The organism is Nonomuraea sp. MG754425 (genome assembly GCF_021699195.1).
In the GTDB taxonomy this organism is placed as follows: domain Bacteria; phylum Actinomycetota; class Actinomycetes; order Streptosporangiales; family Streptosporangiaceae; genus Nonomuraea.
The window spans coordinates 44,734-59,133 of the sequence record NZ_SSXE01000033.1; the positions used below are offsets into that span (position 1 = coordinate 44,734).

The 14,400-nt window shown below is 71.0% G+C and carries 18 protein-coding genes; 11 read left to right on the forward strand and 7 right to left on the reverse strand.

Translation table 11 applies throughout. The features are described 5' to 3' along the window. Positions 1-693: a DUF4870 domain-containing protein gene (locus tag FAF44_RS55770; protein ID WP_237103664.1), complete on the reverse strand. Its 693-nt coding sequence runs from the start codon at positions 691-693 to the stop codon at positions 1-3. Between the two features lie 47 nt (positions 694-740). Continuing rightward, a complete protein-coding gene (locus FAF44_RS14540) occupies positions 741-1,547 on the reverse strand; it encodes a DUF3097 domain-containing protein (RefSeq protein ID WP_237103665.1) in 807 nt (268 codons plus the stop codon). A gap of 394 nt (positions 1,548-1,941) precedes the next feature. On the opposite strand from FAF44_RS14540, the gene hrcA reads away from it, so the two are divergent. From hrcA to FAF44_RS14555, 3 genes are read left to right on the forward strand one after another with little or no spacing between them, the layout of a single operon-like run. Next, on the forward strand, positions 1,942-2,955 hold the full coding sequence (hrcA, locus tag FAF44_RS14545) for a heat-inducible transcriptional repressor HrcA (protein WP_237103666.1): 1,014 nt from the start codon (positions 1,942-1,944) through the stop codon (positions 2,953-2,955). Positions 2,956-2,966: 11 nt separating this feature from the next. Then, the gene (gene dnaJ, locus FAF44_RS14550) at positions 2,967-4,106 is read left to right on the forward strand and encodes a molecular chaperone DnaJ (RefSeq protein ID WP_237103667.1); all 1,140 of its coding nucleotides are present in this window, start codon (positions 2,967-2,969) and stop codon (positions 4,104-4,106) included. Next, on the forward strand, positions 4,103-4,834 hold the full coding sequence (locus FAF44_RS14555) for a 16S rRNA (uracil(1498)-N(3))-methyltransferase (RefSeq protein WP_237103668.1): 732 nt from the start codon (positions 4,103-4,105) through the stop codon (positions 4,832-4,834). The genes dnaJ and FAF44_RS14555 overlap by 4 nt, the downstream gene beginning before the upstream one ends. Before the next feature lie 4 nt (positions 4,835-4,838). Here the strand turns inward: FAF44_RS14555 and FAF44_RS14560 are convergent, their stop codons facing one another. Continuing rightward, the gene (locus FAF44_RS14560) at positions 4,839-5,498 is read right to left on the reverse strand and encodes a hypothetical protein (protein ID WP_237103669.1); all 660 of its coding nucleotides are present in this window, start codon (positions 5,496-5,498) and stop codon (positions 4,839-4,841) included. Further along, the gene (locus FAF44_RS14565) at positions 5,495-6,007 is read right to left on the reverse strand and encodes a SigE family RNA polymerase sigma factor (RefSeq protein ID WP_080047132.1); all 513 of its coding nucleotides are present in this window, start codon (positions 6,005-6,007) and stop codon (positions 5,495-5,497) included. The genes FAF44_RS14560 and FAF44_RS14565 overlap by 4 nt, the downstream gene beginning before the upstream one ends. A 277-nt stretch (positions 6,008-6,284) precedes the next feature. Here FAF44_RS14565 and FAF44_RS14570 point away from each other — a divergent pair, with 277 nt between their 5' ends. The 8 genes from FAF44_RS14570 to era all read left to right on the forward strand — a co-directional run bounded on the left by FAF44_RS14570 (position 6,285) and on the right by era (position 12,231). Further along, a complete protein-coding gene (locus FAF44_RS14570; protein ID WP_237103670.1) occupies positions 6,285-6,629 on the forward strand; it encodes a histidine triad nucleotide-binding protein in 345 nt (114 codons plus the stop codon). A gap of 106 nt (positions 6,630-6,735) precedes the next feature. Continuing rightward, on the forward strand, positions 6,736-7,779 hold the full coding sequence (locus FAF44_RS14575) for a PhoH family protein (RefSeq protein WP_237103671.1): 1,044 nt from the start codon (positions 6,736-6,738) through the stop codon (positions 7,777-7,779). Beyond that, positions 7,776-8,252 carry an rRNA maturation RNase YbeY gene (gene ybeY / locus FAF44_RS14580; RefSeq protein WP_237103672.1) on the forward strand — a complete coding sequence of 159 codons (477 nt, stop codon included), beginning with the start codon at positions 7,776-7,778 and terminating at the stop codon, positions 8,250-8,252. The genes FAF44_RS14575 and ybeY overlap by 4 nt, the downstream gene beginning before the upstream one ends. Continuing rightward, the gene (locus FAF44_RS14585) at positions 8,249-9,544 is read left to right on the forward strand and encodes a hemolysin family protein (RefSeq protein WP_237103673.1); all 1,296 of its coding nucleotides are present in this window, start codon (positions 8,249-8,251) and stop codon (positions 9,542-9,544) included. Before ybeY ends, FAF44_RS14585 begins: the two co-directional genes overlap by 4 nt. A 322-nt stretch (positions 9,545-9,866) precedes the next feature. Beyond that, positions 9,867-10,499, forward strand: a complete 633-nt coding sequence (locus tag FAF44_RS14590; RefSeq protein ID WP_237103674.1) for a hypothetical protein — start codon at positions 9,867-9,869, stop codon at positions 10,497-10,499. A 9-nt stretch (positions 10,500-10,508) separates the two neighbouring features. Then, a complete protein-coding gene (locus FAF44_RS14595; protein WP_237103675.1) occupies positions 10,509-10,820 on the forward strand; it encodes a cytidine deaminase in 312 nt (103 codons plus the stop codon). An 8-nt stretch (positions 10,821-10,828) separates the two neighbouring features. Beyond that, a complete protein-coding gene (locus tag FAF44_RS14600; protein WP_237103676.1) occupies positions 10,829-11,305 on the forward strand; it encodes an NUDIX domain-containing protein in 477 nt (158 codons plus the stop codon). Continuing rightward, positions 11,302-12,231: a GTPase Era gene (gene era / locus FAF44_RS14605; RefSeq protein WP_237103677.1), complete on the forward strand. Its 930-nt coding sequence runs from the start codon at positions 11,302-11,304 to the stop codon at positions 12,229-12,231. Before FAF44_RS14600 ends, era begins: the two co-directional genes overlap by 4 nt. A gap of 26 nt (positions 12,232-12,257) precedes the next feature. Here the strand turns inward: era and FAF44_RS14610 are convergent, their stop codons facing one another. The 3 genes from FAF44_RS14610 to ureG form a co-directional block, all read right to left on the reverse strand. Continuing rightward, on the reverse strand, positions 12,258-12,737 hold the full coding sequence (locus FAF44_RS14610) for a hypothetical protein (protein ID WP_237103678.1): 480 nt from the start codon (positions 12,735-12,737) through the stop codon (positions 12,258-12,260). A 4-nt stretch (positions 12,738-12,741) separates the two neighbouring features. Then, positions 12,742-13,509 (reverse strand): urease accessory protein UreD, encoded by a 768-nt coding sequence (locus tag FAF44_RS14615; RefSeq protein ID WP_237103679.1) that lies wholly within the window; start codon positions 13,507-13,509, stop codon positions 12,742-12,744. A gap of 101 nt (positions 13,510-13,610) precedes the next feature. Next, positions 13,611-14,285, reverse strand: coding sequence for an urease accessory protein UreG (gene ureG / locus FAF44_RS14620; protein WP_237103680.1), 675 nt, complete (start codon positions 14,283-14,285; stop codon positions 13,611-13,613). Between the last annotated feature and the right edge of the window lie 115 nt (positions 14,286-14,400).

Below are 14,400 nucleotides of genomic sequence, written 5' to 3' on the forward strand. Positions count from 1 at the left end.
CTAGGTGATCATCCGGATGGACATCGGGTAGCGGTACGGCTCGCCCTTGTTGGTCGCCATCGCCGCCTGGATGTGGAAGATCAGCGACAGGATCCAGATGATCGGCATCAGCACGACGCCGACGAAGACGACCACCAGGATGCCGGAGATCAGGTAGCCGATGAACATCGTGATCTGGAAGTTGAGCGCCTCCGCCGCCTGGTCCCTGACGTAGGGGGACTCGTCCTTCTTCATCAGGTAGATGATCAGCGGGCCGACCCAGGAGACGAGCAGGCCCAGCAGGTGCGACATCATCGCCATCGAGGTGTCGTCGGTGCCGGGACGGGGGCCGAAGCGGCCGGGGACGTACGGCTGGCCCGGCCCCTGGCCCTGGGCGTGGCCGGGCGGCGGGGCGTAGCCGCCGGGCGGCGGGTAACCGGGCCGGCCCTGACCCCCGGGCGGGCCGTAGCCGCCGGGCGGGGCATAACCGGGGGGCGGCTGCCGGTCGAAGTTCGGCGCGGAACCGGGTTGCTGGCCGTACGGAATCTGCTGCCCGTAACCCCCTGACTGGCCGTAGCCCCCGGCCTGGCCGTAGGAAGGGCCCTGGGGGCCGTAGCCGGGCGACGAGCCGGGCTGGTGGCCGTAGCCGGGCCCGCCGGGCTCCGGTTGCTGCGGGCCGGAGCCGGCGGACGACGCGAGATCCTCCGCGGTCACTCTGCGTGTGGCGTCATCATCGGCCGGCTGATGGGGCGGATCCTGGCTCATGGCGCCTCCGTTACGAAGTCGATCAGTTCTTCGACCCGGCCGAGCAGCTCCGGCTCCAGGTCCGTGTACGTCGAGACGGCCCCGAGAATCCGCCGCCACGCCTCCGCCGGCTCCATGCGCCAGCCGAGCGCGGCGATGACGCCTTCCTTCCACGGCACCCCGCGCGGGACGTCGGGCCAGGCGGGGATGCGCAGCACCGACGGCTTGACCGCCTGCCAGATGTCGACGTACGGATGCCCCACCACGAGCACGTCCGGCGAGGTGATCTCGTCGGCGATCCGGCTCTCCTTGGACCCGGGCACCAGGTGGTCGACCAGCACGCCCAGGCGGCGGCCCGGTTCGGGGCCGAACTCCGCCACGATGGCGGGCAGGTGGTCGACGCCCTCGAGGTACTCGACGACGACCCCTTCGACCCGCAGGTCATGGCCCCAGATCCGCTCCACGAGGGCGGCGTCGTGGACGCCCTCCACGTAGATCCGGCTCTGCCTGGCCACCCTGGCCCGCAGCCCCTCCACGGCGATCGAGCCCGACGCGCTGCGTCTGGGCCCGGCCGGGGCCGCCGCGGGGCGTTCCAGGGTCACGGGCTTGCCGTCCAGCAGGAAGGCGGCGGGCGCGAGCGGGAACAGGCGGCGCTTGCCGAACCGGTCTTCCAGGGTGACGGCCTCCTTGTCACAGGCCACCACCGCGCCGCAGAAGCCGCTGTCGGCGTCCTCCACGACGAGGTCCAGTTCGGCGGCCACTTTCGGGATCTTGCCCTTGCCCGGCCGCCGCCAATTTCCCGCCAGTACATCGCCCTCGTACACACGGGGACCGTAGCAAATCACCCGCTGACCGCAAGGTGAGAGACCGGGACGGCGACCGTGCAGGTCACGGAGATCCACCACAATCCGGGCTTTACGTCTTTGAAGTTGATTCGTGGTGGAAATTGGGCTAAACGGCCGTATTGTCCGTACTGAGGTGGTGGAACGGGCCGGGAGGTTGACGTTGACCGTGGTGAGGACCCCGCGCGGACGGGGGATCGGATGAATCGCCGGTCAGCCGGGCAAGTGTGTCACCGGCCGCGCTCGAGAGACCGGCGGCAGGATGGGGCACTCGGTGTTATCGCACCTTGTGGGCGAGAGCCGTACACTTGGCACTCGGGAACACAGAGTGCTAGACACCACGTTCCTGATATTGACAGAGGCAGGAGGTGAGCACGTGCTCGATGAGAGAAAGCTTGCGGTGCTCCGCGCCATTGTCGAAGACTACGTGTCCACCAACGAACCGGTGGGCTCCAAAGCGCTCGCCGAGCGCCACAACCTGAAGGTCTCCCCCGCGACGGTCAGGAACGACATGGCCGCGCTGGAGGAGGATGGCTACATCACCCAGCCGCACACCAGCGCGGGCCGCGTGCCGACAGACAAGGGCTATCGCCTGTTCGTCGACCGGCTCTCCCAGGTCAAGCCGCTGTCGGGGGCCGAGCGCAGAGCGATCGAGACCTTCCTCGCCGGAGCGGTCGACCTCGACGACGTCGTCACCCGCACGGTCCGGCTGCTCGCGCAGCTCACCCGGCAGGTGGCGGTCGTGCAGTACCCGACGCTGACCCGCTCCACCGTCCGGCACGTCGAACTCGTCCCGCTGAGCGACCGGCGGGTCATGCTCGTGCTGATCACCAACACCGGCCGGGTCGAGCAGCGCGTGGTGGAGCTGCCCGAGGTGGTGGAGGAATCCCGGGTCGCCCACCTGCGCGCCGTGCTCAACGCCTGCCTCGACGGCTGCGGCCTGAGCACGGTCCCCGAACTGGTCGCCGACCTGCCCGAGCGGCTGGCTCCCGAAGACCGGCCGACCGCGGCCACGATCCTGTCGGTGCTGCTGGAGACACTGGTCGAGCGGCACGACGAGAAGATCGTGTTCGCGGGCGCGGCCAACCTCGCGGGCGCCGACTTCTCCGTGGGGCTGCGCGACGTGCTGGAGGCGCTGGAGGAGCAGGTCGTTCTCATGCGGTTGCTCGGCGAGACCTCCACAGACACCCCGTCCGCGCTCACCGTGCGCATCGGCTCGGAAAACCCCTACCTGCGGGGGACATCCGTCGTCGCGACCGGATACGGTTCAGGCGACAACCAACTGGCTCGGCTCGGCGTGCTGGGCCCGACCAGGATGGACTATCCCGTGACAATGGGCGCCGTACGCGCGGTGGCACGCTACGTCAGCCAGATCCTGGCTGCATCATAAGAGGTCGATAAGTGGCAAACAGCGACTACTACGCCACCCTCGGGGTGCGCCGTGACGCGAGTCAGGACGAGATCAAGAAGGCGTACCGCCGTCTCGCCCGTGAGCTGCACCCCGACGTGAACCCCGATCCTGAGACCCAAGAGCGGTTCAAGGAGATCACGCAGGCCTACGAGGTGCTGTCCGACCCCAACAAGCGCCAGATGTACGACCTGGGCGGCGACCCCTTCGGCGGCGCCGGAGCGGGCGCGGGGGCCGGCGGCTTCGGCGCGGGCTTCCCGTTCAGCGACATCATGGACGCCTTCTTCGGCAGCGCGACCGGCGCCAGGGGGCCGCGCTCGCGCGCCCGCCGGGGCCGCAACGCCACCATCCGGGTGGAGCTCGACCTGCGCGAGACGGCCTTCGGCACCACCCGCGAGCTGGTCGTCGACACGGCCGTGGTCTGCGAGGTGTGCGCCGGCGCCGGCACCGCGCCGGGCACCCACCCCGACACCTGTGACATGTGCAACGGCCGGGGCGAGATCTCCCAGGTCACCCGTTCCTTCCTGGGCCAGGTCATGACCTCGCGCCCGTGCCCGCAGTGCGGCGGCTTCGGCACGATCATCCGCCACCCCTGCCAGGAGTGCTCCGGCGACGGCCGGGTGCGCACCCGCCGCACCATCAAGGTCCGCATCCCCGCGGGCGTCGAGGACGGCACCCACATCCAGCTCGCAGGGGAGGGCGAGGTGGGTCCCGGCGGCGGCCCGCCCGGAGACCTCTTCCTGGAGATCGTCGAGCGCAACCACGAGATCTTCGAACGGCGCGGTGACGACCTCCACTGCACCGTCCAGCTCCCGATGACGGCCGCCGCGCTCGGCACCATCCTCGCCGTGGAGACCCTCGATGGCACGGAAGAGGTGGACGTCCGCCCCGGCACCCAGTCCGGCCAGGTCATCACCATGTACGGCCGCGGCGTGCAGCGGCTCAACGAGTCCGGCAGGGGCGACCTGCTGATCCACGTCAACGTCGAGACCCCGAGCCGCCTCGACACCGCGCAGGAGGACCTGCTGCGCGAGCTGGCCAAGCAGCGGGGCGAGGAGCGTCCCCCCGGCAAGTTCGCGCCGGGGCAGCAGGGTTTCTTCTCCAGGCTGCGCGACGCCTTCAACGGCCGGTGACCGCTCCGGTCTTCCTCGCCGAGACCGAGCACCTCGACGGGCCCGAGCTGACGCTCGGCGGGCCCGAAGGACGGCACGCGGCCTCCGTACGCCGCCTGCGGGCCGGTGAGCGGGTCGATCTGACCGACGGCGCGGGCGCGGTCGCCGAGTGCGTCGTCCGTGAGGCGCTGAAGGACGCGCTCCGGCTCGACGTGCTGCGCCGCTACGACGTCGAACGCCCCACGCCCCGGATCGTCGTCGTCCAGGGGCTGCCCAAGGGCGACCGGGGCGAGCTGGCGGTCGAGATGATGACCGAGGCCGGCGTGGACGTGATCGTCCCCTGGGCCGCGGCCCGCAGCATCACGCAGTGGAAGGGCGACAAGGTCGCCAAGGCGCTGGGCCGGTGGCGTTCCACCGCCCGCGAGGCGGGCAAGCAGGCCCGCCGCTTCCATCTGCCCGAGGTGGCGGACCTCGCCTCCACCAGGCAGGTCGAACGTCTGCTGGCGGGAGCCGCGCGGGCGCTGGTGCTGCACGAGGAGGCGGCCGAGCCGCTGTCCGGCGTGCCGCTGCCCGCCGGGGGCGACATCGTGCTGGTCGTGGGGCCGGAAGGGGGCGTCTCGGAGGAGGAGCTGGCCGCCTTCGGCGCCGCCGGGGCGGCTCCCACGCTGCTCGGGCCGACGGTCCTGCGCACCTCCACCGCCGGGGTGGCGGCGGCGGCCGTGCTGCTCAGCCGTACGGGACGCTGGTGAGCCGCTAGGGCGTCGTCTGGGAGTCGTCCAGCAGCGGCGGGCTGGCCGCTTCCGTGGGGGTCTCCGTCATCTCGTCGGGCGGCGGGCACTCCTCGGGCGGGCACACCGAGGGCTGCCCCGCCGTCTCCTCCACGGTCGGCGTGGGCGTCGGCGTCGGGGAGAGCGTGGGGCAGTCGTCGGGCGGCGTGGTCTGCTCGGTGACGGACGTGGGACAGTCGGCCGGGGTGGGTGTGGGCGACGGCGACGGCCTGCTGGTCGAATCGGACTTCGGCGACGTCTTGGGCGACGGCGGGGCCGAGGTGTCGGGGACCACGACGACCGGCTGCGACTGCTCGGGGGCCGGGTCCTTCGACGGCTGCTGGTGGGAACGGCTCGTGGACGAGTTGGACGGGACCTCGGTGGACTCGTTGCGCTGGTACTGGACCGGCTCCCGGTCGATGATCTGGGAACGCAGCTCGGGCACGGCCATCACGATCGCACCCGCCACCAGGACGGCGCTGGCGGCTGCCGCGCCCACCCGCCACCAGAACAGGTTGCGAACGCCGCGCCGCGAGATGCGGGCGCGGATGATCTCCAGTCCTTCCGGCGAGGGCACGACCGCGTCCGCCTCCGCGCGGAGCGCACGACGCAGCAGGTCGCCGTGCTCGTCGGGGGGCTGGGTCATGACATCTTCTCCAGGACCGATCGCAATGCGGCCATGCCTCGTGCGGTGTGGCTCTTGACCGCGCCCTTGCTGATGCCCATGGCGTGGGCGATCTCAGCTTCGGACAAGTCACCGTAGTAGCGTAGAACCAGGGCTTCTCTCTGTCGGGTCGGCAGGGCGCGTAACGCCTCGATGACGGCGGAGCGTTCCAGCTCGCCGATCGCGCCGTTCTCGGCGCTCGGGGCGTCCGGCAGGCCCTTGGGGGCGTACTTCTCGACTACCGCGCGGTGACGCAGCACTGACCGGGATCTGTTGACGACAGACTGACGCAGGTAGGCGAGTGCTTTGTCGGGGTCGCGCAGCCTACGCCAGGCACCATGGATGGCGACGAACGCATCCTGCACGACTTCCTCGGCTGTTGCGATGTCGCGCACCAGCAACACGGCGAGACGCACCAATGACCGGAAGTGCGCGCTGTACAGCGCCGTCACGGCCATGTCGGCATCCCACCCGACCGGCACCGCCCCCATCGACCTGTCGGCCAGAAGGGTTTCGGTGGTCACATCAGTGGGACGCGCGGCCTTCCCAGAGGGTTTACGCTCTTCCGGTTCTGGAGGTTTCCCCGGTTCGTTAGGGTGCATTACCCAGTCGTGTCCTCGCCAGGTGGCGCTCGCCCGACCCTGAATCGTGTTTTTCCCTGAAGTGTCGCACACTCACCCTAACCGTGTGGATCTTCCTGCGCACGACACAGGGGATTACCGATTCGCAACGGACTTGCCTACGGCAGCGGGTCTGTAGGGTGATCGGGTGAGCGATTGTCTCTTCTGCAAAATCGTCGCCAAGGAGATTCCCGCCGAGATCGTTTATGAAACCGGCCGGGCCCTGGCGTTCCGTGACGTCAACCCACAGGCGCCCACGCACGTGCTGGTCGTCCCCAAGGCGCACCACGCCGACGCGGCGGCGCTCGCCCGCGCCGACGACGGTCTCGCCGACGAGGTGCTGAAGGCCGCCCACGAGGTGGCCGTGCGCGAGGGGGTCACCGAGGGCGGTTACCGGATCGTCTTCAACACCGGCGCGGGCGCCGGTCAGACCGTCTTCCACGTGCACGCGCACGTCCTCGGCGGGCGCGCGCTGACCTGGCCTCCCGGCTAGGCCCGACGCGGGGGATATTGGCGAGAGCAATCGGGCTGCTCCCGGATACGATGGGCGGAGAAGAACTCCGAAAGAGACCGGGAGGCATCAGGCCGCTGGCCTGCCCATGTCTGAACTACACGAATCCCGACGTACAGCACCGCCCTCGAAGACCCAAGCGAAGGTGCTGATACCGGACGAATACCCGATGGTCAGCCTCCTGGGCTCCCGAGACGAGCTGCTACGCGTCATCGAGGGTGCCTTCAGGGCCGACATCCACGTGCGCGGCAACGAGATCACCGTCACCGGCAGCCCCGACGAGAGCGGCACCGTGGTGCGGCTGTTCGAGGAGCTCGTCGAGGTCCTGCGCAGCGGCGGCGAGCTCACCCCCGACGCGGTCGAGCGCAGCATCGCGATGTTGCGCATGACCTCCGACCGCCCCGCCGAGGTGCTCTCGCTCGACATCCTGTCCTCGCGGGGCCGGACGATCCGGCCGAAGACCGTCAACCAGAAGCGCTACGTCGACGCGATCGACAAGCACACGGTCGTCTTCGGCATCGGGCCGGCGGGCACCGGCAAGACGTACCTCGCGATGGCCAAGGCCGTGCGCGCGCTGCAGGAGAAGCGGGTCAACCGGATCATCCTGACCCGCCCGGCGGTCGAGGCCGGCGAGCGGCTCGGCTTCCTGCCCGGCACGCTCTACGAGAAGATCGACCCCTACCTCCGCCCCCTCTACGACGCGCTGCACGACATGGTCGACCCCGACTCGATCCCCAAGCTCATGGCGGCGGGCACGATCGAGGTCGCGCCGCTGGCCTACATGCGCGGCCGTACGCTCAACGACGCCTTCATCATCCTCGACGAGGCCCAGAACTCCTCGGCCGAGCAGATGAAGATGTTCCTCACCCGGCTCGGCTTCAACTCCAAGATCGTGGTGACCGGCGACGTCACGCAGGTCGACCTGCCGGCCGGCACGGTCAGCGGGCTGAGGGTGGTGCAGGAGATCCTCGAAGGCATCCCCGACATCCACTTCTCCCGCCTGACCAGCTCCGACGTCGTACGCCACAAGCTGGTCAGCGAGATCGTCGACGCCTACGGCCGCTACGACGCCACGCAGCAGGCGGCGCAGGAGCCGAAGTCCATCCAGCACCGGGGGAAGCGTCGCCCATGAGCATCGAGATCAACAACGAGTCCGGCGTGGGCGTCGACGAGGAGAGCGTCGCCGCCCTGGCCGCTCACGTGCTCGGCGAGCTGGGCATCAACCCGCTCGCCGAGTTGTCCATCGTGGTGGTCGACGAGGACGCCATGGCCGAGCTGCACGAGAAGTGGATGGGCGAGCCGGGTCCGACCGACGTGCTGGCCTTCCCGATGGACGAGCTGCGCCCCGGCGGCGGTGCGCGCGGCGACTCCGACGGGCCCGCCGACCCGGCGCTGCTCGGCGACGTCGTGCTCTGCCCGCAGGTCGCGGCCAGGCAGGCGGAGGAGGCCGGGCACAGCACGGCCGACGAGCTCGAGCTGCTGTGCACCCACGGAATCCTGCACCTGCTCGGCTACGATCACGCCGAGCCGGAGGAGCACAAGGAGATGTTCGGACTGCAGTCCCGGCTCCTCGAGTCGTGGCAGGAGGTGCGCAACCCGCGGTGAACGCCTGGTTGTTGTCGGCCATCGCCCTCGTGGCGATAGGTGGCCTGATCGCCAGTGCGGAAACGGCACTGACGCGCATTTCCCGGGTGCGCGCCGAGGAGTACACCCGCGAAGGCAGGCGGGGGTCGGTGCGGCTGCAGGCGATCGTGACCGACCCGCCCCGCTATCTCAACCTGCTCCTGCTGCTGCGGCTGAGCTGCGAGCTGGTCGCCACGGTGATCGCGACGCTGCTGTTCATCGATCTCATGCACGACCAGGGCTGGGCCTACGTCTGGGCCGCGGTCGTGATGATCCTGATCAGCTACGTGGTGGTCGGGGTGATGCCCCGTACGCTGGGCCGGCAGCACGCCGAGCCGGTGGCGCTGGCCAGCGCCCCCATCGTGTACGGCCTGACCCGCATCTTCGGCCCGCTGCCCAAGCTGCTCATCCTCCTCGGCAACGCGCTGACGCCCGGCAAGGGCTTCCGCGACGGCCCGTTCACCTCCGAGGCCGAGCTGCGTGACCTGGTGGACCTCGCCGAGGAGCGCCGGGTGATCGAGCCCGACGAGCGCGAGATGATCCACTCGGTGTTCGAGCTGGGTGACACGCTGGTGCGCGAGGTGATGGTGCCGCGTACCGACATGGTCTACATCGAGCGGGGCAAGACGATCAGTCAGGCCCTGTCGCTGGCGTTGCGCAGCGGTTTCTCCCGCATCCCGGTCGTGGGGGAGAACGAGGACGACGTCGTCGGCATCGCCTATCTCAAGGACATCGCCCGCAAGATCCACGAGGTGGGTGAGGGCGGGGGCAAGGAGACGGTCGAGTCGATCATGCGCTCGGCCGCGTACGTCCCGGAGAGCAAGCCCATCGACCAGCTCATGCGGGAGATGCAGGCGCGGCAGATCCACATCGCCATCGTCATCGACGAGTACGGCGGCACCGCCGGCCTGGTCACGATCGAGGACGTCCTGGAGGAGATCGTCGGGGAGATCACCGACGAGTACGACCAGGAGGCGCCGCGCGTGGAGCCCATGCCCGACGGCGGGATGCGGGTGACGGCCCGGATGCCGGTGGACGAGCTGGGCGAGCTGTTCGACGCGGAGATCGAGGTGGACGACGTCGAGACGGTGGGCGGGCTGCTGGCCCACGCGCTGGGCCGGGTGCCGATCGCCGGTTCGCAGGCGGAGGTGGCCGGGTTGTCGCTGACGGCCGAGACCCTGGCGGGGCGGCGCAACCGCATCAGCACGGTGGTGGTGCGGCGGGTGACGCCTCCCGAGGGCGAGGTCGAGCCGTTCGTCGCCGAACGTGATTGAGCCGTCCTGGGCAAATGCGGTCGAAAGCCGCAAGCGTTCTACAAGTCTTCTGCAAGTCCCGTCCGGCACTCTCTTCTCAGGACATCCAGTGCGGTGGGTGTCACAAGGGGAGGCATCCGAAGGCCGGGTGGGGTTCGCGGCCTGAGGATGACGTTCCCGGGGGGACGACAGCGTCACGGCTGCGAGCCGGTCGCGACGCGGGTCGGCGTAAAGGGTGTTCTCGTCCGAAAAACCGGATGAGGGCACCCTTTTTGCGTGTTGGTGGACACTCCGGTGGATTGCCGCATTCGTCGGCCGGGGAGGCTGCGACCGAGGGGGGATCATGAAACGAAAACCATGGGTCATCACGTTCGTGCTGGTGACGGGCCTCCTGGCGGGATGCGGCGGACAGGGGGCCGAGAGCTACCTCGACGCGCAGGCCATGGCACGGTTGCGCGACGCGCTCACCAAGGAGCCACCGCTGCCCGACGGGTTCACGGCCAGGCCGGAACAGGCGTGGCGGATGCCGTTCGGGCAGGCGGACGAGAACTGCCGGGCCGTGCTGGAGCCGGCCGGCGGACGCGCCCCCGGACAGGCGCTGACCGCGCAGGCCGCCGTCAGCTACCAGGGCGACGGCCTCGGGGAACAGGCCGGGGTCGGCCTGGCCCGGTACGCCAACGACGAGGCCGAGAGCCACCTCGACCACCTGGCCCGCGCGATGGGCGCCTGCCGCGAGGTGCACACCTCCAGCGGCACCGACCTGTGGCTGGAGGAGCTCCCGCTGCGCGACACCGGCGACGAGGCCGTGGCCGGGCGGCTGCACGGGCGGCTGAACGGCTACCCCTACGCGATGGACGTCGTCCTGTCGCGGGTCGGGGACACCCTGGTGTCTGTGGTGCACACGGGTATGAACGACGTGGACGCCGCCCGTACCAGGAAGGTGGTCGAGGCGGCGATCTCCATGGTCAGCGCCTAGTCTGGTCGGGTGAATCCTGAAGACAGCAAGATCATCACGCTGGCCCGCGCCGCCCGCGCGCGCAACGGCTCCGCCGAGGGAGCGGCCGTGCGCGACGAGACCGGCCGCACCTACTCCGCGACGAACGTGGCCCTGTCCGCGCTGACCCTGTCGGCCGTGCAGGTGGCGGTGGCCACGGCCGTCTCCAGCGGAGCGCGGTCCCTGGAGGCCGTGGCGCTGGTGAGCGAGGGCGACCCGAGCCCCGCCGACGAGGCCGTGGCGGCCGAGCTCGGCGTCGCCAAGCTCCTCGTGGCCGGCCCCGACGGCGCCCTGCGAGGCTGAGCATGCCGATGTCGCCGTTTCTGGCGAGGATCCGGGAGAAGGTCGGCGGCGATCTGCTCGTGCTGCCGTCGGTGTCGGCGTTCGTGTTCGACGACGAGGGCCGGCTGCTGCTGGCCCGGCACGGCGACGTGGGGCTGTGGGCGGCCCCCGGCGGCGGCGTGGACCCCGACGAGCGGCCCGAGGACGCCGTGGTCAGGGAACTGCGCGAGGAGCTCGGCATCGACATCGAGGTGCGCGGGCTGTTCGGCGTGTACGGCGGGCCCGACTTCCGCGTCGTCTACCCCAACGGGCACCAGGTCTCCTACGTCATCGCCGCCTACGGCTGCGCCGTCGCCCCGGGTTCCGGCCTGCCCGTGCCCGACGGCGTGGAGATCAACGACTTCCGCTGGGTGTTCGAGCGGGAGACGTCCGAGCTGAGCATGACCGCCTGGTCACCCCAGGTGCTGCCGCAGGCGTACGCGTGGTGGCGGGAACACGCTCGATGATGGGACACAATGCACATGTGACTTCGCCAGACAACCATCGCGCCGGATTCGCCTGTTTCGTGGGAAGGCCGAACGTCGGCAAGTCCACACTGATGAACGCCCTGGTCGGCACGAAAGTGGCGATCACCTCGTCCAAACCGCAGACGACCAGGCGGGTCATCAGGGGCATCGTGCACCGTCCCGACGCCCAGCTCATCATCGTCGACACCCCCGGCCTGCACCGCCCGCGCACGCTGCTGGGCGAGCGGCTCGACAGCCTGGTGCTGTCCACGCTGACCGAGGTCGACGTGCTCGGCTTCTGCGTGCCGGCCAACGAGCCCATCGGCAAGGGCGACCGGTTCATCGCCGACAAGCTCGCGGCGGTGCGCAAGACGCCGGTCGTCGCGGTGGTGACCAAGTGCGACCTGGCGACCAAGGAGCAGGTCGCCGAGCAGTTGCTGGCGGTCTCGCAGGTGGCGGAGTTCGCCGCGATCGTGCCGGTCTCCGCGCAGTCGGGCGAGCGGCTCGACGTGCTGGCCGACGTGCTGATCGAGCACCTGCCGGAGTCGCCGCCGCTCTACGAGGGCGGCCGGCTCACCGACGAGCCCGAGCAGGTGCTGGTGGGCGAGCTGATCAGGGAGGCGGCGCTGGAGGGCGTACGCGACGAGCTGCCCCACTCGATCGCCGTGGTCGTCGACGAGATGCTGCCCCGCGAGGGCCGCGACGACCTGCTCGACATCTACGCGCACATGTTCGTCGAACGGCCGTCGCAGAAGGCGATCGTCATCGGGCACAAGGGCGAGCGGCTGCGCGAGGTGGGCACCAAGGCCCGCAAGCAGATCGAGGCGCTGCTCGGCACGCGCGTCTACCTCGACCTGCGCATCAGCGTGGCGAAAGACTGGCAGCGCGACCCCAAGCAGCTCCGGCGGCTCGGCTTCTTCGACTGATCGGCCCCGCGGCGCCCGCCGGCCGCTCAGGCGCGCCGGAACAGCGCCAGGGCCGACAGCACGACGGCCGCCAGCGCGCAGCCCAGCGCGGCGAACCAGCCGAACCTGAGCACCGGCTCGATCGACAGCAGCCCGCCGAGGTCGAACGAGATCCGGTCGCGCAGGCTCCCGCCGCCGCCGACGGTCACGAACCGCAGCAGCGTCACCATGGCCACGCCGGCGGGCACGGCGGCCAGCGCGGCGAGCCTGGGGAAGGCGGACAGCAGGCCGGCCAGGCCGCAGCCCAGCACCACCAGCCCCGCCATCAGCGTGTAGACGCCGTACGGGTCGTCGATGCCGCGCACGTCGTCGGCCACCGCGCCGGGGATGAGGCTGCTCGTCGCCTCCACCCCGGCCCACGGCAGGACCGAGCAGAACACGAGGAGGGCTCCGGCGGCGGTGACGGCCAGGGCATGACCACGGCGGACCCGCGGGCGGGCGGGGGTGGGCGTGAGGTCGTCGGCCACACGGTCACTGTATGCCGGGCCGACCCGCCTCACCACCGTACGCGACGGTGTCGTCACCAGCGCGCGGTGCGTCCAGGGTGATCCGCTCGCCCCACTCCAGGCGGGAGCGCAGCCGTACGGCGTCGTCGGCCAGGGCCGACACCAGCGTGCCGGGACCGGCCAGCGGCAGCACCGCGACGCCCTCGGCCACCGCCGCCTCCTTGGCGGGGGCGGTCAGGAACGTGGTGCCGACGCATCGTGCCGAGCCGTAGACCGCGGGGGAGCCGTCGAGGTCGGGGTCGCCGACCGTGAACTCCTGCCTGAGCAGCGGCAGCCCGTCGCGGGTGGCGTCGAAGCGGGCATGGCAGCGGCCCGGGGCCTCGCGGTGGCGGCCGAAGACGATCTCCTCGCGCCACAGCACGCTCGCGTCCGCCTCCAGCGTGAGCCGGACCAGGAGGCGGTGGTCGCACCCGGCGGCCAGGACGGTGGGCTCCGGCGTGAAGCGGAGCGTGCCGCCCGCCCCGACCCGGGCGGTGACCAGCAGCTCGGATGTGCCCTGGCCGGGCAGCACCAGCGTGGCGGCCACCGAGCCCAGCTCCAGGGTGGTCCGCGGGGCGACGTCGAGGTCGAGCCGCAGCCGGTCGCCGCCGAGCGGGCCCGCCGCGGTGGAGACGAGGTGGACGGTGCACGGGCCCGTCTGGCGCAGCGTGAGCGGGGGCGCCGAGGCCAGGCGGCGCAGCACGGTACGGCCGTCCTCGGCGAGCGCGGTGGCCACGGCCGCGCTCGCCCGCATCGCCCGCCGCCCGTCCGGCGGTGCCGGTGCCGGTGCCGGAGCCGGTGCAGGTGCCGGTCCCGGAGCCGGTCCTGGGGCCGGGGCGTCCGCTTCGCGGAGCATCAGGAGACGGGGGCCGCGTGCATGTGGGACCAGGCGTGGACCTGCTCGGAGACCCAGGAGGCGACCGTGTCCGCCGTGGGCTCCTGGCGGATCGAGGTGAACAGGACCGGGCGCTCGCCGCGTACGGCCGCCGCGTCGCGGGCCATCACGCCCAGGTCGGCCCCCACCATCGGGGCCAGGTCGGTCTTGTTGACGACCAGCAGGTCCGCCGTCGTGACGCCGGGGCCGCCCTTGCGCGGCACCTTGTCGCCGCCGGACACGTCCAGCACGAAGATCTGGCGGTCGGCCAGGCCCCGGCTGAACGTCGCGGTCAGGTTGTCGCCGCCGCTCTCCACGATCACCAGGTCGAGCGGGCCGAAGCGGTGCTCCAGGGTCTCCACGGCGTCGAGGTTGGCGGCGATGTCGTCGCGGATGGCGGTGTGCGGGCAGCAGCCGGTCTCGACGGCCAGGATGCGCTCCTGGTCGAGCACGCCCGCGCGGCGCAGGAACTCGGCGTCCTCGGTGGTGTAGATGTCGTTCGTCACCACTCCCAGGGACAACGACGGGCCCAGCGTGCGGCACAGGGCGGCCACCAGGGCCGTCTTGCCGCTGCCCACCGGGCCGCCCACGCCCAGGCGCAGCGCCCGGCCGCGGCCGTCGGGGGCGTGGTGGTGGTCGTCGTGATTGGCTCCCATGCGGGGGTCCTTCCTTCTATGAGATGAACAGCCGGACCCCGGCCTGAGCGTGCTGCTCGGCCAGGAGGTCGAGGGCCGGAGCCGAGTGCGCGGGCAGCGCCTCCCAGCCGGGGAC